This is a genomic window from Blautia sp. HCP3S3_H10_2 (genome assembly GCF_052122375.1).
GTDB lineage: Bacteria > Bacillota > Clostridia > Lachnospirales > Lachnospiraceae > Blautia_A.
In genome coordinates, this window is record NZ_JBQKCL010000009.1 from 14,531 (window position 1) to 34,768 (window position 20,238).

Consider the following 20,238-nt stretch of genomic DNA (forward strand, 5'->3'; position numbering starts at 1 on the left):
TCTTTTCTTAATCTTCCTCTCCACGAACCGGGGCATAGAAGATTAACAAATCTATATACTTTTCTCCGTCTCCCTGTTCTCTATAATCATATCGGATCATATAATCCCGAATACTATATCCGCGATACGGATCGGATAGGGTATAAAGTTCTCCTGTTGTAAAATCGATCAGAGAGTACCCTGTGCTTTCCAGATATTCATCATTATCACTGTTTACCTGATCTTCATAAAATTCACACACCTTATCCAGACAATCCTGACACAATTGATCTGTAAGAGATTCACAATCTATTGTATCTTTCTCACCAAGGTGTATATTTGGTTCCGCAATACATCTATCCGGTTGAGAGTATGTCATAATAGAACCATAATCCTCTCCAAAAGAATTTACCATTGTGTTCATATGTCCAGAATCAATCTTTTCATTTCCATCATCATCATATTCCCGGATCCGGGTGTCAGTGACTGACATATCGGCCCAATGGATGATCCCAATCGAATCGAATTTTCTATAATATTCCAGAAGACCACCAGCCGGTGTTCCGCAAATAAAACATTGTTCTTTACCGATTGATGATTGAAGTGACAATTCAAAGTCATCATCGGATTCATACTCCGTCTGATCCAACTGTTGTTTTGTTTTTGATGTTTCTGCAGGATGTGCCTGGCAACCACATAGCGTAATTCCTATTAGAAGTACAAAGCATAAAATATTATATCGTTTCATAAAAACCCCCGAAGCTGAAATAAGGACGTACTATGCCATCCCTCAGCACAGACGTCCTTATTTTCTAATAATGCCCTGTATATACGCTTTTACCAGCTCTTTTTGATGTTCATCCATCGCATTCCAGTCAGAAAGCAGCTGTTTCTGATCTGCTGTTAAATCAGGAATTTCTTCATCACCAGCAAAAAACTGTGCAAGGGTGATATCAAATCCCTCACATATTTTCTCAAGAGTCTGAATCGTTGGAACACTCTTCCTGTTAAGCAATGTAGAAATAGATGACTGGGCAATACCAGATTTCTGAGCGAGTCTGTACCTGCTGAATTTCTTCTTTTCACACAACTGCTCAATTCTGGCAATAATATAGTTCTCAGCTTGCAAGTATTCTACACCTCATTTCCGATATGATACCCTTATTGTACTTATAATTAAGGAAACTTATCAGATTGTATATTCCAATGTAAAATACTTAGGTATAACGAAGTATACAGGTAAAAAAATAAGGAACTACATTAGTATAGCATATTTATTCCCAGTTCTGCATCAATTTACTCATGATGGTCTGATATTATTGTTATCGTTATCAGGCATATCTATGTATTTATCAAACATAGAAAATAGAGCAAAAATAAACTGTTCTGCGCTTCTATTTTGATTCACAATCTGCTCCAATGACAATCCTTCTATAAATTTACAAACATACACCCAACAAGCCAGATCACAAGCTTCTACAATAATGCCATTAATAATCTTTCCTATAACTTTATCAAAATCATTGATATCTTCAACGGGAAGTGATTGAAGATAATCAAGTGGGGGAAGCTCCCCACTTGGATTATTATTCTCTGATTCATCTAAAAATGCCAAGACCTTTTGTCTTGATTCTTCTGGCATCTTTACATATTCCCACAATGCCATAATCACTTTCAAATCCGTATCTCTTCGAAGCGGTGGCAATTGGATATAATCATTTTCTTTACTCATGGTTCTTTTCCCCCTCTATGCTAACAATATTCTTACTATTTTTTCCCGGGCCAGATCAATCGCAGCATCTATAAATGCACTTACATACAAAACCAGAAATGCTGAAACGATCAGGCAGAGCAAAAATGCAACCTGCATCCAATCCTGGTAACAGATAATTGTTCCAATTACCAAAGCTACTAGTCCAAGCACTACAAATGATTTAGCAATTGAAACCATATTCACAACCAGCTTAACGATTATTCCCACGATTATGAGAATAAACCAGACCGGAATCAATAATATTTTTCCAATGATTTTTAAACAAAACATCTTTCTCCTCCTCTCAGTCAGACAGCAAACTGTGGCATATCATGATTCACCTCTGCCTTATAGTACCCATCGATTGTTGTCGAGGCATTGAACAATGCTGCCAGCATATATTTCTTGATATTTTTCACCTTTGATGTATTCTTCTTGAAACATTCAAGAACATACTCGATGTGGGAATAATTCAGTTTTAAAAACTTGCTACGTACCAGTTCTGCCGGATACCAGTTGCTTGCGATCAGGATCTTTTCATTGCTGCACAGAACCGTTTCTACGATCAGCTCATATATTCCCTGGATCAATGGTTCGTCATACTTGTGAGCCATGATCAGAGAGTCAAAATCTATATTTTCTTTGATCAGTTCCTGATAGGCAGACAGCATATCCTGCACATCGGTATCCGATCTTTCTCTATCAGATATGATTTGATCTGATTTATTCTTACTCTCTTTAATATTGCTAGTATTATTATAATTAGAGTTTGAATTGCAAACTTCTTGAAGTTTATTTTCAGGACTTCTTGAAGTTTGTTTTTGGGACTTCATGGAGTTTGTTTTATAAACTTCTGCATTTTCCAGAGTATCAACATTGGTTTGTTTTGTAAACTTCTGTGCTTCCTCTGCTGATTGTTCCACCTGTTCCTCATAGACCACTGTAACTGATCCGTTCCCTTTGAAGATTAGAATCCACCATTTTTATAATGGCTTCCTCATCATTCATAACCCGGATGATCACAGGTACTTTCCGATATCCAAGCTGCTGTGCCGCATATTTTCTTCTGTGACCTGAAATGATTTCATATACACCATCTGGTACAGGTCTGACGATCAGCGGATTTAAAACACCATATTTCTTTATGCTGTCTTTCAGAAGATGCATATCCTTATCATCTTCAACCTTGAATGGATGGTTTTTAAAAGATCTGAGCCTTTCAATCTCAATTTCAATTATCTGTTCATCATCAAACCGAGTGGCTGTTTCTTTTTCTGCCATTAAACTCCTCCTTTTCCTGTAATCCAAACAAAAAAGCCCGTTCAGATTAGATTCTTTTTTATTGAATCTGATCCAAACGAGCATCTCGATTGCCATTAGCTGTAGCTAATGAAATATTCTATTGTTTCAGCTAACCAAAATTTGCAGAGGGTTTACTCCATAAAGAATTTTACCCCTTTTTACACTGTTTTACATCCCCAATCTGAGGTTGCAACAAGACTGAACCCCGATGTTAGCAGAAATCGTATTTTTTCCTGTTTGCAAAACAGTATTTTTGATTAGCCGCCAGCTAACGAAAATCACTTCAAATTAGCTGGAAATTCATTCCCGACCTGCTTTTTTTTCATCTAATTGAAAACAAAAAAGCGGTTCATGACATAGCATTTTCTGCTAATCATTACCGCTTTGTTTGCAACCGTCCCCTGCGGGAATCGAACCCACAGCTAGCGCTTAGGAGGCGCTTGTTTTATCCGTTAAACTAAGAGGACATTACCGATTTTTGGCTTAAACACTGGATTTTTGCCACTTTGGTTCGGTAACCGTTTTATGATTTTCAGCTAATTTTGATTAGCTGGATATCATCAGATTATTCATTTTATTAACAGTAGAGCATCCGCCAGAATGGGGAAAGCTTCGTTGTTAATTTTGTCTCTTCCAGAATCGATTCGAACTCCAAGTTCTTTTTTCTGTTTTCCCTCAGGGTTCAGCCGCGGCTCCTTCTTAGGAGGCACTTGTTCTATCCATTAAACTAACAGGACAAATACCGGATTTTTGGCTTAAAATCAAGGTTTTCAGCCATTTCAACGGCATTGGATTTTATGATTTAAAACTGACTTGCGTCAGCTGAATCAATCTTATATGATGAAATTTTTTGGTATGAAGCTATCGCCTTTTCCAAAAACGCATGTCCTCTTAATTGTGACATCACATAACAGAATCGAACTCAAATTCATTTTTCTGTTATACGCCGAGGCGATAACTCTGGTCACCGCTTAGGAGGCCCTTATTATATCCGTTTAACTAAGGGAACGAACTTACGGGAAATATTGTACTATAATTTGGGATAAATTACAAGTCCAATTAATATTCCAAGTAAGTTTGTATTTTCTTTTGTTACTGTTCACTGGCAGCATTCCGCGAGGTGTTTTCTGTGAACGGAGTGAACAGTAACTTTCTTTTAATTCCATTCTTCTGCCAACAGGAAATCGCGTATGTTGCGGTGTTTGATTCCATTGCGGCTCATGTCGAACTCATCCAGAGAGACAACATATTTCGGGTAATTATCGCGTATATGATCATATGCGCCGAACTCGCGCTGGATGGTTTCATCGGATGCCAGCAGATAGGTAACCTGAACATACAGTTTTTCTCCGCGCTTGTCGCAGACAAAGTCAATTTCCTTGTTACCAGTTCTGCCGACGGTTACTTTATAGTTCCGGCGCAGTAGTTCCAGATACACGATGTTCTCCAAAATGAGGTTGATGTCACGCATATTACCGCCGAAAACAGCCTCCCGGATACCATGGTCGGCAATGTAATATTTCTCATTAGAGGCAAGAATCTGTTTTCCCTGCAAATCTTCGCGCTTGACCTGATAGAATAAAAATGCATCGCAGCAGTATTTGATGTAGTTAAGGATGGTTTCCGGTGCAATAGTTCGATTCTCGCTTTTGAGGAACTTTGCCAGAGAAGTAGCGGAGAAGGTCGTACCTACATTCGCAATTACATAGGTAATGATGCGTTCCAGCAAGTCTACGTCACGAATCTTGTTCCGCGTCACAATGTCCTTGAGTTGGACAGAGTTAAACAGATCATGGAGATACAACTTGGAAGGAGCATCTTCATAGCGAATATGGGCAAGGTACGGCATACCGCCGGATATAAGGTACTTCTGAAAGCATCTCTGAATGGATTCATCAGGTGCGATGGGACGGTACAGTTCTAGAAATTCCGCGAAGGAGAATGGGTAAATGATGAACTTTACATAGCGTCCGCCGAGATAGGTAGAAAGCTCGCTGGACAGGAGCCTGGCGTTTGAGCCGGTGATATATATGTCGCAATCAAGGTTTACACGCAGGGAGTTGATACACTTCTCCCAGTCTTTTACCTCCTGAATTTCATCGAAAAAAAGATAGACCTTGCCGGGGATATCCGCAGCCCTTCCGGTAATCTCATCATGTAATGCTTTTGCAGTTTGCAGATGAGCGTAGTTTAAATCCTCAAAGTTGATAGAGATAAACTGAGCAGGATTAACACCGGACTCTATAAGTTCTTCTTTGATCAGCTCTAACATGACAGATTTACCGCATCGGCGGATACCAGTCATGACTTTTATCAGGTCCGTTTCGATAAATGGACGGATGCGCTTCATATACATTTCACGTTTAATCATCATAATCAGCCTCCTTACCTGTAACTGAGTATAGCTTATCATATTTATATCTGAAATTCAACGCTGCTTTTGTAAATTTATAAGATATAACTGATAAATTGTATAATTTTACAAAAATCGACAGATACGAACGAAAACAGCTTCACATCGTATGGGGATTGATGAGAAAAAGGAACTGCGGCTATCAGGCTTTGACCGGCCTTATGAGCGGCATGTGAATAAATACATTGTAACGGCTCTTGAATAATGCGAATGCAATAAGAATATACAAAATGAACATAAAACTAATTTTTTGACACATTTTTATAACGAAAACGCCTATCTAAAACTTGGGAGAGATGATAAATTATAGTCAAATAAAACAAAACGTGATTCCATTATGAAAGGAGATTTGAAACATGAAAAAGAAAATGGTATGTATCCTGATGGCTGGTGTTATGGCTGCACTTATGCCTACACAATTTGTTTTCGCAGAAGACGGGGATAGTGGAGAGAAGACCGTTGTAAAATTCCAGACATGGAACCCTGGCGATGAAGAGTACACGCATGCCATGCTGGCAAAATTCGAAGAAGAGCATCCGGATATCCAGATTGACTATACGTTTATGCCGTATACTGATCACGTAGAGAAACTGAAAGTTGATCTTTCAGCAGGTGATGCAGCAGATGTTTACGGAGTTCAGACAGGAGCAATGTATAAAGAATTCCGTGATTTTGAAGAAGACCTTACGCCATATCTGGTAGACAAATATGGAGATGACTGGGCATCAAACTATAACGAATACGCAATGAGCCTTCTTCAGGGTGATGATGGGGAGTATTATGCAGTTCCTCTTGGACTTAGCTACGCCGGATATGTATGGGCAAATATGAAATATTTTGATAAATACAATCTGGAGCTGCCAACTAACTATGATGAATTGAAAGAAGTTTGCCAGACCTTCCGTGATAACGGGGAATATCCACTGGTAATCGGAGCTAAGGATTCCTGGATCAACATTGATACCTGGATGAATATTGCAGCAGATATCAATACAGAGAAGCTGTATTCCGCAATTGAAGGAGAAACCACATTTACAGATGAGGATCTGGTTCAGTCCTTCCAGATATGGCAGAACTGCTTTACAGATGGCATTTTCCAGGATGGAGCACTTGGAGTTGGAATGTATACAGATTCCACAGATATGTATCAGAAAGAGGGCTCTATCCCAATGATCCTCAATGGTTCCTGGGCACTTGGAGCATATAAAGACAGTGATGAGCAGAGTCAGGAGGTTTATAATGGCGAAGGTGCTAATCACAAGGTATTCCTTATGGACTGGAACAATGATGGAAAGATCGCACCAGTAGAAGAAGCGGTTGACGTATCTCTTGCTATTAATAATCAGTCTAAGGTAAAAGATGCAGCATGGACATTTGTTGACTGGATGATCCATGAAGGTGCAGAAACTCTTGTAAACGGACAGTTACAGTACATGCCTGCACGTAATGACATGGAACTGAATGTAGAAGGTCTGAACGAGAATGGCACTGAAAATCTTAACTATTGTGTAGAGCAGGGTAAAGATAATGTAGGTGGATACAGAGAGATGGCTTATGCAGAGCTGAAAGAAACCATCAGCAATGAGCTTACAGAACTGGCACTGGGAGATGTGACACCAGAAGAGGCAGCAGAGACAATTGAAGCAGCTTCCCAGGCACAGGAGAGATAAATAAAAATAAAATAAAAGGCTGCCCTCATTCCCAGGGCAGCCTTTTACAAAAGCATAATATATTTTTATAGCAGGAGGAAAACTATGGTCTCGGCTCGAAAACGGAAAGACTCTTTTACCAGTTTTCTATTTGTATTACCTCTTTTGGCTTTGTTCCTTGTGTTTTTCGCATATCCGATCATTTATAACATTATCATTAGCTTTTATGACTGGAATGGAATCAGTGTGGAGAAGGTTTTTGTAGGCTTTGCAAACTACACGAAGCTTCTGGCTGATCCTGTAATGAAAAAAACATTTTGGAATTTTGTTGTGATTGCCATTGCAACTACTGTTATTCAGTCTGCGCTGGGGTTGATGCTGGCATCCTTTTTTATCAGGAAAATAAAATTTTCAGGATTTTACAGAATCCTTTTTTATCTTCCGGCGATTTGCACCTCTACAATTGTCGGTACTGTATTTTCCAAGATTTTTGAAACAAACCGTGGATACCTGAATGTAATTCTGAGGGCACTTCATTTGGATTTTCTTTGTCAGCAATGGCTGGCAACGCCAAAAACAGCCCTTGCCTGTCTGTTGTTTGTAAATATCTGGCAGTGGACAGGTTACAGCATGCTGATGTACTACACCAATATGCTGAATATTCCACAGGAACTTTATGAGTCTGCTACCATTGACGGAGCTGGAAGCTTCAAGCAGTTTGTGTACATAACATTTCCGCTTCTGCGTGGTACACATATTACTTTGATCATTCTGGATATTCTGGGTGCACTGAAGTTTTTTGACCTTTCCTATGTATTGACAGATGGTGGACCAGCTCATGCGACAGAAACGTTTTCTACATATATATACACGAAGTCTTTTAACACCTTCCAACAGGGGCAGGCGTCTACCATTGTTGTGTTTATGTTTCTGATTGCTATGGTGCTGACTGTGATCCAATTAAAGATTTACTATAAAAAAGACAAGGAGATGAACTAGCTGATGAAAAATTCATTACCATATAAAATTGTCACTCAGGTTATCTGTGTGGCGCTGCTGGTCATCCTGGTCTTTCCACTGTATCTGATGGTAGAAAAATCACTGGCAGTAAATGGATTTGGCAATTATACAAAAGTCTTCGAATATTTCAACTTGATTCCAAACGTTATTACCAGTATTATCGTGGTAGGAGGAACCCTTGTTGTTGTTGCGCTTGTAGTTTCGATGGCCGCATACGCATTTTCCAAGCTGGAATTCCCGCATAAACAGGCAGTGTATTATCTGATTCTTACTGGTATGATGATTCCTACCTCTGCGTTGATCTTTCCCCTTTATCAGATCGTAAGAGGTCTTCATCTGAATAATACCGGTTGGTCACTGGTATTTCCATATGCCACAGCAAGTGCCTGCTTCAATCTTATGGTATTGACAAATTATTATAATGCATTGCCAGATGAGCTGATTGACGCGGCGAAAATTGATGGCGCCAATAAGTGGACCACATTTTTACAGATTATGCTTCCAATCGCCAAGCCAGGACTGGTGTTTGTATTGATCCAGACCTTCCTTTCCGCATGGAATGAGCTGCAGATGGCAATTATCTTTATTAATGATACCACCAAACAGCCACTTTCTGTTGTGCCGCTTCGATTTGCACAGACAACCTCGGGCTCCGGATTTACAATAAATAATCTTTTTGCAGCATGTATTATCTGCCTTCTTCCAATTGCCGTGTTCTATATTTTTGCATCCAGGCAATTGATGGCAGGTCTTACAGCAGGAGCTGTGAAGGGATAATCCAAAGGACGGCCTGTTTTTATGAAAAAGAATTCTTCCCGCAAAAAAATCAGCATAGTAAAACGTATCAGCATTACGAATATTGGCATCTTTATCATTGCATGTCTTTTAAGTATTCTGGCGACTTTGGAGCTGAATGTGGAATATCATATTGACCGTGATGCCCAGATGATGAGGGTGTACATTTCTAATACCTTAAATTCCGTTGATAATACCCTGAAGGATATGGGAAGAGTATCCCTGATTGCATTTTCAGATCAGACCGTACAAGACATTCTAAAGGGCACTGATTATTCCTTTAATGAAAAGATGGAGAACGATGAATATCTGACAAAGTTGTATTCTTCCATGATTTCCATCAGAGATGATGTAAAAGGAATTTATATTTTTAACAAGGATGATATGGTGTTCTACAGCGATGTGGCTAATCCGTTTCTGGGTTTTGAATGGGATGTGACACCCTTTTTCCAGAAGGTAAAAGTAAATTCCGATCTTACTACCAATATTTCAGGGTGCCATATGTATATGGATACACTTCCGGAAGGATTCAAGTATGTTCAAACCTACACGAAGAATATTTTCCAGGAGAATAATATCTATCTGGTGCGTCCGATCCGCAGCTTTTCTCCATATGAGGTAATCGGTTATATTGCACTGCGGACTCCGATTTTTACATTACAGAAAATCTGCAGCAGTTATCTGGAAAGTAATGTTTCTTATATTGTTGCGGATGAGAATAGTAATATTGCCTGTAGCTCTAATGAGACGATTATCAGCGGGAATCTGTCAGATGTTTATCCGGAATTGCTAAATCATATGGATGGATCCAAAGGATCTTTCAGCCTGAAGCTGAAGGGAGAAAAATACTTGTGTGCATACCAGCGCTCAAGTTACAGTAATATGCTTCTGATCACACTGAAAACCTATGAATCTATATATGATGAACTGACACCTCTGGTGGTTACCTGTATCATTATAACGATTGTAAGTGCTCTGGTGGTGCTGTTCAGTGTAGGTGCGCTTACCAGAAAAAATCTGAAGCGTCTTACTGATTTTTCTGTAGATATTAAGAATTTTCAGCCAGATGACCTGACCCGTCATTATGAGGTTGGATATATGGATGAGGTTGGTGTGCTGAAGGATTCTTTCAATAAAATGATTCGTCGGCTGAATGATCTGGTTATTTCAGAATATCAGGCGAAGGATGAGTTGCAGAAGGCAGAGATTTCTGAACAGAAAATGGCGATGCTGTATCTGAAGCAACAGATCAATCCTCATTTTCTTTATAACACATTGGATATGATCCGGCTGAAAGCGGCTATTAATAAAGATATGGAAGTATCCCAGATGCTGATGAAGCTTGTCAGCTTTTATCGGCTCAGTACCAAGGTGCATGATTCCATGGTTGCAGTAAGGAAAGAAGTGGAAATGTTGGATGCCTATATGAGCCTGATGTGTTATCGGTATTCAGATATTGTGTATCATTCGGACATTATGCCGGAAGCGCTGGATATGGAGATTCCTAATTTTATTTTACAGCCATTGCTGGAAAACAGTTTGATGCATGGTTTGAAAGATAGACGCTATCAAGGCACGGTTACCCTTCGTATATGGGTAAATGAGCAGGATAAAAAAGAACTGGATATTTGGCTGATTGATGATGGAATCGGAATTCCAGATGATAAAATTGCAGAATTAAATGCTTATAATGACAAAGACAATGAAGCTCTTTACCGTGTACAGACCCAAAGCCAGGGGGATCGCACCCATCTGGGCGTAATCAATGTAATAAGCAGATTAAAACTGTATTATAAGGAAAACGTAGAAGTCGTTTATATGAGAAATGAAACTGGAGGAACTACTGTAAAAATTAAGATCAGGACAGCAAGTGAGGAAACATGAAAAATTGCAGAGTACTTTTAGCAGATGATGAAGCGGCTATTCTGGAAGGTTACAAATTGCTATTTGACTGGCAGAAATACAATTGTGAAATTGTGGGAACTGCTATGGATGGACAGGAAGCAGTGAAAATGGCGGGAGAATTAAATCCAGATATTGTGATCATGGATATTAATCTTCCCAAACTGAACGGGCTGGAAGCAATCCGGGCGATTCAGGAAAGTGTACCAGTAGATCACCCTATTTATATGATCGTGGTGACTGGATATGATGAGTTTTCCTATTGCCAGGAGGCACTTCGGCTGAGAGTTTCAGATTTTTTATTGAAGCCAATTGATTTTGATGCTTTTGGAGAAGTGATTGAGAGTATTGTTACGAAAATAATGGAAAATCCAGACCGTCAGATGATTTTGTCGGATACCTTGAAAAAAGTAGTCGATTATGTCAACGAAAATCTTGAAAACGAGGATATGAGGCTTACTTTATTGGCCCGTAATATGAATCTGAATCCGAATTATATTAGTCAGTTGTTTAAAAAGGAACTGGGATATGGATATCATACCTATCTGAATCAGGCGCGTGTGGAGAAGGCAAAAGAATATTTAAAGAAGACAAATGAGCCGATCACGGTTGTGGCAGAAAAGGTTGGGTTCAGTGATTACCGTATTTTTACAAAAATATTTAAGGGAATTGTGGGGGTAACACCTTCGCAATTCCGTAAATAGCAGGATACAAGAATCAAAGAGTAAAGATCAAAGAGCAGTTCGTGGGGGACAAGAAAGCTTTTGGTCATAAGATCACTATTATAATATGGGAGGTAGTATTATGGTTTTAAGATTAAATGAATTCCGTGACAAGCTGGCAGGATGCTGGGCAGGAAAAAATGTAGGAGGTGTTCTGGGAGCACCTTTTGAGTGCAAAAGAATGGTGCCGGACGTAGATTTCTATATTCAGGATCTGACTATGGGACCACCGGCAAATGATGATCTTGACCTTCAGATTGTGTGGCTGGCAGCAGTAGAGCGTTATGGCAGAAATGTAAATGCGTCTATTCTTGGTGAGTACTGGCTGTCCTATGTAATTCCGAACTGGGTAGAATATGGAACAGGAAAAGCTAATCTGAAGGCTGGAATCGTTCCGCCTTTATGTGGGGATGTGGATAATACTTACAAAAACAGCAACGGTTGCTGGATTCGTTCCGAGCTTTGGGCTTGCCTGGCTCCGGGACATCCGGAAATTGCCACCAGATACGCATTTGAAGATGCGATTGTAGATCATGCTGATGAAGGCATGTATGGAGAGATTTTTACAGCAGCGATACAGAGTGCTGCATTTGTGGAAAGCGATCGTGAGAAGCTGGTTGATATTGGTCTTTCCTATATTCCGGAAAATTGTGCAGTATCAAGGGCAATCCGCAAGACAGTGGAGTGCTATCACAATGGAATTGATTATCTGGAAGCAAGAAAAATCGTACATAATACAGCACCTGGAACTTTCGGAATCCAGGAATGCAAGTTAAATGAAATACCGAAAGAGAATAATGAGGGAATGGAAATTGGAGAGCCTGGTTTTGATGCTCCGGAGAACGTAGCATTTGCAGTTTTAGGACTTCTTTATGGAGAAGGGGATTTCGGAAAGAGTCTGATTATTGCCAATAACTGTGGAGAAGATACAGATTGTACCTGTGCAACGCTTGGCGCCCTTCTGGGAATTATTTATGGCGCATCCGGGCTGCCGGAAAAATGGACCAAGCCTCTTAATGACAAGATCGTAACGATGTGTATTGATAAGACAAGCCATGGAATCTGGGTTCCGGATACGGCAACAGAGCTTGCGGAGCGTATTCTTCGTGTTGTACCGGGCTTCCTTGGACAGGATCTGTGCGATGCGTTTGCAGAAGGTGGTATGACAATTGAGTGCCTGGAAAAAGATGGATTGTTCTGTAGTCAGACTACAGATTATCTGCCATTGATCAATGGAAATGGAAAATCAGAAGAAATGCCGATCCGTGATCTGTGCTCTCTTTCTTCCTATGTTGCCAGATATCAGTTCCCTGCATTTAGTGTTATGGTTGACTATGAGGATTCTGTTTTCTTCACACCAGGTGAAACAAGAAAATTTAAAGTTAAAGTAGTAAATTCAAATACAATGCGTGAACAGCAGTGGGTAAAAATCAAGTTATATCTTCCGGATGGAGTTACAGCTGTCGGAGCATCTACAGCAGAGCTGCCATTAAATAATCTTTATCTTTCCTGCGCGGAGAAGGAATTTGAAATCAATACAGAAGAATTTAAAGAGAGCAGACTGGAGCTGATCGTGGATATTTCTCTTACAGGAAGACATTCTGATGGTCCTGTAAAGGTTGTTCTTTTTGCTGGAAAGTAAGGGATATTTATGTATATTGCAATAGACGGAGGCGGAACCAAAACAGAATATCTGCTTCTGGATAAAAACTTCCAGGTAACAGATCGTTATCTGGGAGGCTGTCTGAATCACGATTTCCTTGGAAAAGGCTGGGAGGATGTGCAGCGGCTGCTGCGGGATTCACTGGATGCCCTGCTGGGACGTAACAGTTTGACAATTTCGGATATTCAGGACGTAGCAGGAGGAATTTCAGGTCTGGATACCTCGGAAGACCAGAAGCATATGGATGCCTGTTTTTCCAGAATAGGTTTTTCCCGTTTTCTTGCAATGAATGATGGCTATCTCCCCATTTGGGCTGAAAATCCGGCTGGATGGGGAGTTTCCCTTAATTGTGGAACGGGAATGTGTTGTGCGGCCATTGATGAACTGGGAAACAAAATCAAGCTGGCGGGTATGGATGAATGGTCCGGGGATGCCGGTGGAGGAAACTGGATCGTAATGCATATGTACCGTAAGGTTTACGAAGATCTGATTTTGAAAAATTCCAGAACTCCATTAGTAGAGGCTTATATGGAAAGGCTGTCTCTTAGCGGAAAAGAAGATTTTATAAATTCCTGGGCGGCACTGAAAAGCGTGGATGACCCGGAGAGTAGGGAATTGCATCAGAAAATCATCCAGTTGTTTTTTGCACTTTTTCAGCGGTACAATCCAGAAACAGAGGTATTGGCGAACCGGATGGTGAAATGTGCAGCTTACACCATTGATGCGGCGGTCAGGAATCTTCAATTTTCCCATGAAAAAATTCCAGTATATTTTTCCGGATCCATATTGACGAAGGCGGCGCCGGAGGAGTATCTTTCCCTGCTGCGCAAATCTCTGGGCTGCATCTGCCAGGGAAAACTGGATGTGAAGATGTGTGACAGGCGTCCAGTGGAAGGCGCAGTGCAGATGCTGAGAATGAGAAAAAATATTGAATGATGCAGGCAGGAACAGCTTTCTGACTTTTTGCCCCTGGCATCATGAGTTTGCAGTACCCGGCAGAAATGCCGGGATTTTTTTTGTGCTGATGGCTGTATTTATATGATTCGGAAAAGAGTTTGGCGGCGATCAAATACCAATTGTATAAGCAGATGGAAATGTGATAAGATAATAAGCAAGATATTCCGATGAAATATAGGTGGGAATTACAACCCGGGAGGCGAATATGGGAAGATATCTGAGTCAGGGAAATGAAAGCTTCGCCAGAAGTGTAAATTCTGAAATTTATGTAGATAAAACCGGCTTGATCCAATATACCAACCGGGTTATGAATACAATGCAAAGTTATGTCTGCGTCAGCAGACCACGCAGATTCGGAAAATCGCTGGCCGCGAATATGCTGACTGCATATTACAGCAAAGGCTGTGATTCCAGAGAACTTTTTTCAAAATTTGAAATCTCGAAAAGTAAGGATTTTGAAATATACAGAAACAAATATAATACGATTTCCCTGAATATACAGGAGTTTTTAAGCAGAAGCGAAAATATAGAAGAGCTGATCAGCCAGATTAAGCAGAAGGAGTATTGCAGAAGTCTGGAAGGTTACAGGGGAAATATTTTGCTGGTGGGAGTGAATTATAATAAGAAGACAAAAGAGCATGAGTGTGTGATTGAGGAATATTTGATGGAATAGTGGCAAGGCTAGAAAAGAAATACATCGGATCAGAAAGAAGAAGTAAAGAAAGCATTTCTATAATTATTGTAAGATAATCTATTGGAGGTTAGTTAATGGAATTTCAATTGCTGGCAGATAGCATTATACAGATAAATGATAAAGCGAGTTCGGCGGCGAAAAGTGCTGTAAATCAGCTTATGACATTGAGAAATTGGGCAATTGGATATTATATAGTTGAATATGAACAAGATGGTAGTGACAGAGCTGAATATGGTTCACATCTTTTGAAAAATTTGGAAAATAGAATTAATAAAAAAGGAATGAACGCAACTCTTTTCAAGGTTTGTAGACAGTTTTATAAAGTATATCCTCAAATTGGTTCGACTGTGTCGAGCGAATTTGAATTACCAGATTTTGGAAAAAGTTCGACAGTGTCGAACCAATTTGTCACAGCTCCAGATGTTTTGGTCAATAACTTATCGTTCTCGCATATACGTGAGATTATGGGACTGGCAGATGCCTTTGAGAGATTTTTTTATGAAACAGAATGTATGAAGTGTAATTGGAATGTGAGAGAACTTCGCAGACAGATAAAGACCAATCTTTATGTAAGAGCTGGCATAAGTAAAAAGCCTGAATTATTATTAAAAAAATCCGAAGGTAGTGGAAACAAAACAATGCTTTCGATAAAAGATCCATTTACATTTGAATTTTTGGGGCTGGATGCGAAGGAAGCAGTGTCTGAATCTGATTTAGAACAGGCACTTATGGATCATTTGCAGGAGTTTATGCTTGAACTTGGTGAGGGATTTTGTTTTGAAGCCAGGCAAAAACGTATTATAATAGATGATAAGTATTATTTTATTGACCTTGTTTTTTATAATCGCATTTTACATTGTAATGTCATTATTGAACTTAAGAATGATGAATTTAAGCACGAAGAGTTAGGACAGCTCAATGCTTATGTAGGTTATTATAAGAAAAATGAAATGAATGAAGGGGATAATCCACCTGTAGGAATACTTCTTTGCACAGATAAAGGTTCACAAATGGTTGAATATGCGTTATCAGGTATGGATAATCAATTATTTGTATCAACATATATGCTGCATTTGCCAGATAAGAAGAGACTAGAAGAATTTATGTTAAAAGAGATGGAAGAAATGGGAATGTAAAGATGAGCACTTTAGCCGATAGGTTAAAGTGCTTTTTTCATGAATTCTACAATTGATATTGGATGGAAATATCAGTCAGAATACGACAAAATTTTGGTGGGGTTATGGAAAATATGGTACAATCCTATCTTTGACAGTTAAATGATTAAAAAACGATTGCAAACCTTGTAAATCAAGCCTTGTAGCCGTTTCTCATTTCGTAACGATATGTAATATATGAGGTCGGATTTTTATTGCAAACAAATACTAATTGTATAAGCAATGGGAAATGTGGTAAGATAATAAGCAAGATAATAAGCAAGATATGAGGTGAAAACACATGGAAAACTATGCCCCACCTTTTACAATTACAAATAAAATGCTTGATTATGTGGCTTCTATCTCTGAGAAGGTAGGAAACATCACCAGCCATTACCAACTGGATACGAAACCGCATCTCAGAAGAAACAACAGAATAAAATCGATTCATTCTTCATTGAAAATTGAAGCAAATTCTCTTTCATTGTCGGAAGTAAGGGATGTTATTAATGGAAAATTTGTGCTGGGAGACAGACTGGAAATCCAGGAAGTAAAAAATGCTTATGAAGCATATGAAAAAATTGAAGAAATTAATCCATATAGTATTGGAGAATTAAAACGAATCCATAGAATTTTGACGGCGGGGATCGTGAAAGAATCAGGAACTTTCCGCAGAGGTGAAGAGGGAGTTTTTGACGGTGAGGAATGCATTTTTGTTGCACCACCGCCAAATATGGTACCAGAACTTATGAAAGATTTATTTTCCTGGATGAAGGCAAACCGGGAAAACGTGCATCCCTTAATTCTGTCAGCTGTATTCCATTACGAATTTGTATTTATTCATCCTTTTGCTGATGGAAATGGAAGAATGGCAAGATTATGGCATACTGTACTGCTGTATAGGTGGAGAAGCATCTTTGAGTATATCCCATTGGAGAGTCAGATTGAAAAATTTCAAAGTGAGTATTATGATGCGATTGCCAGATGCCATGTCCGTGGAGATTCTAATGTATTCATTGAATTTATGTTGGAACAGATTGACGGGATCCTGGATCAGGTTATTTTGCAGATGAAAAAATCAAATGCCGAATTAAGTGAATATGTAAAGCGAATGCTGGATGTAATGGAATATGATGTTCCTTATACGGCGGTTGCAATTATGGAAAATCTGGGCATAAAATCGCGGGAGACATTCCGGAAAAATTACATGAATCCGGCATTGAAGCTTGGAGTTGTGGAGATGACAATTCCGGAGAAGCCGAATAGCAGGAATCAGAGGTATGTTAAAAAGTAGGGCGGAAAAGCAAATTCAAGAATTGTGTTATAAACGAGGATAAAACGGAGGATTAAGAGATGGCAGAAGTGGGAAATAGTAAGGATTTAATCAGTGTATTATGGAGTGGTGCGGACATTCTCCGTTCTAAAATGGATGCGAATGAATACAAAAACTATTTGCTGGGAATTGTTTTTTATAAATATCTATCGGATTCTTTTCTTATAAAAGCGTATGATATGATCCGCAATGGCAAACCGGAATCTCTAAAAGAAGCTTTAAATGTTTATGAAAAAGAATTGAAAAGTGAAGGTGCAGGAGATTTAAAGCAAGCAATGATGGATGAGTGCCATTATGTGATGGAACCGGAGCTTACCTATACTTATTTTGCAGATGCAGCACGGAATAGTTGCTTTAGCCGTGAACAGTTGCAGAAGGGATTTAATACTATTGAACAAAGTGATCCTATGTTTGCAGGGCTTTTTGCGGATATTGATTTGTATTCCAACCGTTTGGGAACTGGGGATCAGAAGCAAAGTGATACCGTCGTCAGTCTGATTAAAGAAATTGATAAAGCTGATTTATTGAATTCAAACGAGGAAATACTGGGGAATGCTTATGAATATCTGATTGGTCAGTTTGCGTCAGAGACAGGGAAAAAAGCTGGAGAATTCTACACACCACAGGCAGTATCCAAGATTTTGACCAGAATTGCGATTTCGGGGCAGGAAGATAAAAGGGGATTGTCTGTATATGACCCATGTATGGGTTCGGGATCGTTGCTTTTAAACGTGAAAAAATATGCAGCAGCTCCAAGATATATTGGATATTATGGACAGGAATTGAATACGTCTACTTATAATCTGGCACGAATGAATATGATTTTGCATGGTGTTGCAGCAGAGAATCAGAAACTGCGAAATGGTGATACACTGGATGAGGACTGGCCTACAGATGAAGAAACGGATTTTAATATGGTTCTTATGAATCCACCATATTCAGCACATTGGAGTGCCGCACAGGGTTTTTTGCAGGACGAAAGATTCAGTGATTATGGGGTACTGGCTCCGAAATCAAAAGCGGATTATGCATTTTTACTTCATGGTTTGTATCATTTAAAGAGTAATGGAACAATGGCGATTGTTTTACCTCACGGAGTTCTCTTCCGTGGTGCTGCTGAAGGGAAAATAAGAGAAAAATTACTTCGTTCAGGTAATATTTACGCTGTGATTGGTTTACCTGCAAATTTATTTTATAATACATCTATTCCTACCTGTATTATTGTGCTGAAGAAGCACCGAGATGGTCGGGATGTATTGTTTATAGATGCTTCAAAGAAGTTCAACAAAGGTAAGAAACAAAATGAAATGACAGATGAACATATTAATGAAGTTCTTGAATTATACAGTAGAAGAGAAACAGTGGAAAAAGAGACATTTCTTGCCAGCTTTGAAGACATTGAGAAAAATGATTTTAATCTTAATATCCCCCGCTATGTGGATAATTTTGAAAAAGAGGAAGAAATTGATTTAAATGCACTATTGGTGGAAATGAAGAAAACGGATAGCGAAATTAAGCAGGTGCAGGGGGAATTTCTGTCACTTTTGGAGGAATTGACATCAGATGATGAAAACATAATGGCATCATTGAGTGAGTTGATCGGGGAAATGAAGGGGTGATGGATATGGGAAAACCGAAGATCAGATTTAAGGGGTATGGAGATGATTGGGAACAGCGTAAGTTGGGGGATGTTACTGAGTTTATTCGAAATGGATATAGTTATAAGGCAGATGGAAAAAGAAACCACAGATATAAAATAACAAGGATTGAAAGCATCTCGTCAGGAATAATAAACACTGACAAATTAGGTTCTTCAGAAGATATTAACGAGAACTATAAATTGATAGATGGAGATATTTTATTTAGCCATATAAATAGTCTGCCATACATTGCTAATACAGCTATATATACTGCTGATTTTGGAGAAATATATCATGGAATGAACTTATTAAACATAAGAGCTAAATCTCAGAATATTGTTCCTTATTTTCTTCTCCATTTACTAAAAAATGAGACAAGTAGAAAGTGGTTTAGACTTATTGCAAAACCTGCTGTTAATCAAGCAAGTATATCTACAATAGAGGTTTGTGCTTTTGAATTTTTGCTGCCGAAATTAGAAGAACAAAAGAAAATTGCAAACTTTTTAAATACCCTCGACCACCTCATCACTCTTCACCAGCGGAAGCAGGAAGAATTGAAAAAAGTGAAAAAATATATGCTTGAAAAAATGTTTGTATAAGAAAAGGTATTGCTTATGGGAAAGATTATATTATTTCATGGTAGCCCCAACAAGATTGTTCAGCCTCAATATAGTCTTGGAGAAGAAAAACATGACTATGGAAAGGGATTTTACTTAACAGAAAACATTGATCTGGCTAAAGAATGGGCAGTATGCAGACCGGATAAATCTAATGGATGGGTTCATAAGTATGAGTTGCTGACGGACAATCTAAAAATACTGGATTTTCAGTCTGTGAGTGTTTTATCATGGCTGGCAGAATTGATGAAACATCGGGAAGCGGCTGATTCAAAAAGGTATAGAGTGCTGGCAGCAAAATTTATTGAAAAATATGGTATAGATACGGATGGATATGATGTAATAAAAGGATGGCGGGCAAATGCTTCGTACTTTTATATTGCAAAAGCATTTGTGCGGGATGAAATTGATATTGATATATTGGAAGAACTTCTTTCATTAGGCGGATTGGGAATTCAGTATTGTATAAAGTCAGAAATTGGATATTCAAGATTGCAAGAGATGGAAGATGATCTTATTTCGGTCTCATTTGAAGAATTTAATGATCGTTACAATGAAAGAGATATTACCGCCAGAGAGAAAATGCGGAAGTTGATTGATTCAGATGCAAATAAGGTAACAAATGTATTCAGCACACTTTTGTGA

General features: G+C 39.0%; 18 protein-coding genes, 1 tRNA gene and 2 pseudogenes. 13 read left to right on the forward strand and 8 right to left on the reverse strand.

The features are described 5' to 3' along the window. Positions 1-7 precede the first annotated feature (7 nt). The 8 genes and pseudogenes from ACTQWB_RS11195 to ACTQWB_RS11230 all read right to left on the reverse strand — a co-directional run bounded on the left by ACTQWB_RS11195 (position 8) and on the right by ACTQWB_RS11230 (position 5,408). Positions 8-727, reverse strand: a complete 720-nt coding sequence (locus tag ACTQWB_RS11195; protein ID WP_441501739.1) for a hypothetical protein — start codon at positions 725-727, stop codon at positions 8-10. Between the two features lie 57 nt (positions 728-784). Further along, complete coding sequence (locus ACTQWB_RS11200; protein WP_347375505.1) at positions 785-1,108, reverse strand: helix-turn-helix domain-containing protein; 324 nt, start codon at positions 1,106-1,108, stop codon at positions 785-787. 171 nt (positions 1,109-1,279) lie between these two features. Further along, positions 1,280-1,711 carry a hypothetical protein gene (locus ACTQWB_RS11205; protein ID WP_441501740.1) on the reverse strand — a complete coding sequence of 144 codons (432 nt, stop codon included), beginning with the start codon at positions 1,709-1,711 and terminating at the stop codon, positions 1,280-1,282. A gap of 15 nt (positions 1,712-1,726) precedes the next feature. Further along, positions 1,727-2,023 carry a hypothetical protein gene (locus ACTQWB_RS11210; RefSeq protein ID WP_441501741.1) on the reverse strand — a complete coding sequence of 99 codons (297 nt, stop codon included), beginning with the start codon at positions 2,021-2,023 and terminating at the stop codon, positions 1,727-1,729. A gap of 17 nt (positions 2,024-2,040) precedes the next feature. Beyond that, positions 2,041-2,655: a DUF6017 domain-containing protein gene (locus ACTQWB_RS11215; RefSeq protein WP_441501742.1), complete on the reverse strand. Its 615-nt coding sequence runs from the start codon at positions 2,653-2,655 to the stop codon at positions 2,041-2,043. A gap of 16 nt (positions 2,656-2,671) precedes the next feature. Beyond that, positions 2,672-3,013 (reverse strand): annotated as a pseudogene (locus tag ACTQWB_RS11220) (ParB N-terminal domain-containing protein); the annotation flags it as partial. Between the two features lie 416 nt (positions 3,014-3,429). Beyond that, positions 3,430-3,501 (reverse strand) — tRNA-Arg (locus ACTQWB_RS11225). A 689-nt stretch (positions 3,502-4,190) separates the two neighbouring features. Continuing rightward, a complete protein-coding gene (locus ACTQWB_RS11230) occupies positions 4,191-5,408 on the reverse strand; it encodes an ATP-binding protein (protein ID WP_441501743.1) in 1,218 nt (405 codons plus the stop codon). A gap of 395 nt (positions 5,409-5,803) precedes the next feature. On the opposite strand from ACTQWB_RS11230, the gene ACTQWB_RS11235 reads away from it, so the two are divergent. The 13 genes and pseudogenes from ACTQWB_RS11235 to ACTQWB_RS11295 all read left to right on the forward strand — a co-directional run bounded on the left by ACTQWB_RS11235 (position 5,804) and on the right by ACTQWB_RS11295 (position 20,238). Next, a complete protein-coding gene (locus tag ACTQWB_RS11235) occupies positions 5,804-7,117 on the forward strand; it encodes an ABC transporter substrate-binding protein (protein WP_441501744.1) in 1,314 nt (437 codons plus the stop codon). Between the two features lie 84 nt (positions 7,118-7,201). Further along, complete coding sequence (locus ACTQWB_RS11240; RefSeq protein ID WP_441501745.1) at positions 7,202-8,095, forward strand: carbohydrate ABC transporter permease; 894 nt, start codon at positions 7,202-7,204, stop codon at positions 8,093-8,095. 3 nt (positions 8,096-8,098) lie between these two features. Further along, complete coding sequence (locus tag ACTQWB_RS11245; protein ID WP_441501746.1) at positions 8,099-8,893, forward strand: carbohydrate ABC transporter permease; 795 nt, start codon at positions 8,099-8,101, stop codon at positions 8,891-8,893. A 21-nt stretch (positions 8,894-8,914) separates the two neighbouring features. Beyond that, the gene (locus ACTQWB_RS11250; protein ID WP_441501747.1) at positions 8,915-10,795 is read left to right on the forward strand and encodes a sensor histidine kinase; all 1,881 of its coding nucleotides are present in this window, start codon (positions 8,915-8,917) and stop codon (positions 10,793-10,795) included. Then, positions 10,792-11,517, forward strand: a complete 726-nt coding sequence (locus ACTQWB_RS11255) for a response regulator transcription factor (RefSeq protein WP_441501748.1) — start codon at positions 10,792-10,794, stop codon at positions 11,515-11,517. Before ACTQWB_RS11250 ends, ACTQWB_RS11255 begins: the two co-directional genes overlap by 4 nt. A gap of 100 nt (positions 11,518-11,617) precedes the next feature. After that, positions 11,618-13,177, forward strand: coding sequence for an ADP-ribosylglycohydrolase family protein (locus ACTQWB_RS11260; RefSeq protein ID WP_441501749.1), 1,560 nt, complete (start codon positions 11,618-11,620; stop codon positions 13,175-13,177). Positions 13,178-13,186: 9 nt separating this feature from the next. After that, the gene (locus tag ACTQWB_RS11265; protein ID WP_441501750.1) at positions 13,187-14,134 is read left to right on the forward strand and encodes a BadF/BadG/BcrA/BcrD ATPase family protein; all 948 of its coding nucleotides are present in this window, start codon (positions 13,187-13,189) and stop codon (positions 14,132-14,134) included. A gap of 226 nt (positions 14,135-14,360) precedes the next feature. Then, positions 14,361-14,711: pseudogene (locus ACTQWB_RS11270) on the forward strand (AAA family ATPase); the annotation flags it as partial. 212 nt (positions 14,712-14,923) lie between these two features. Then, positions 14,924-15,985: a PDDEXK nuclease domain-containing protein gene (locus ACTQWB_RS11275; protein WP_441501751.1), complete on the forward strand. Its 1,062-nt coding sequence runs from the start codon at positions 14,924-14,926 to the stop codon at positions 15,983-15,985. A gap of 319 nt (positions 15,986-16,304) precedes the next feature. Beyond that, positions 16,305-17,297 carry a Fic family protein gene (locus tag ACTQWB_RS11280; RefSeq protein ID WP_441501752.1) on the forward strand — a complete coding sequence of 331 codons (993 nt, stop codon included), beginning with the start codon at positions 16,305-16,307 and terminating at the stop codon, positions 17,295-17,297. 59 nt (positions 17,298-17,356) lie between these two features. Further along, the gene (locus ACTQWB_RS11285; RefSeq protein ID WP_441501753.1) at positions 17,357-18,955 is read left to right on the forward strand and encodes a type I restriction-modification system subunit M; all 1,599 of its coding nucleotides are present in this window, start codon (positions 17,357-17,359) and stop codon (positions 18,953-18,955) included. A 5-nt stretch (positions 18,956-18,960) separates the two neighbouring features. Further along, entirely contained in the window at positions 18,961-19,575 is a 615-nt protein-coding gene (locus ACTQWB_RS11290; RefSeq protein ID WP_441501754.1) for a restriction endonuclease subunit S, read from the forward strand. 15 nt (positions 19,576-19,590) lie between these two features. Further along, a complete protein-coding gene (locus ACTQWB_RS11295; RefSeq protein ID WP_441501755.1) occupies positions 19,591-20,238 on the forward strand; it encodes a DUF3990 domain-containing protein in 648 nt (215 codons plus the stop codon).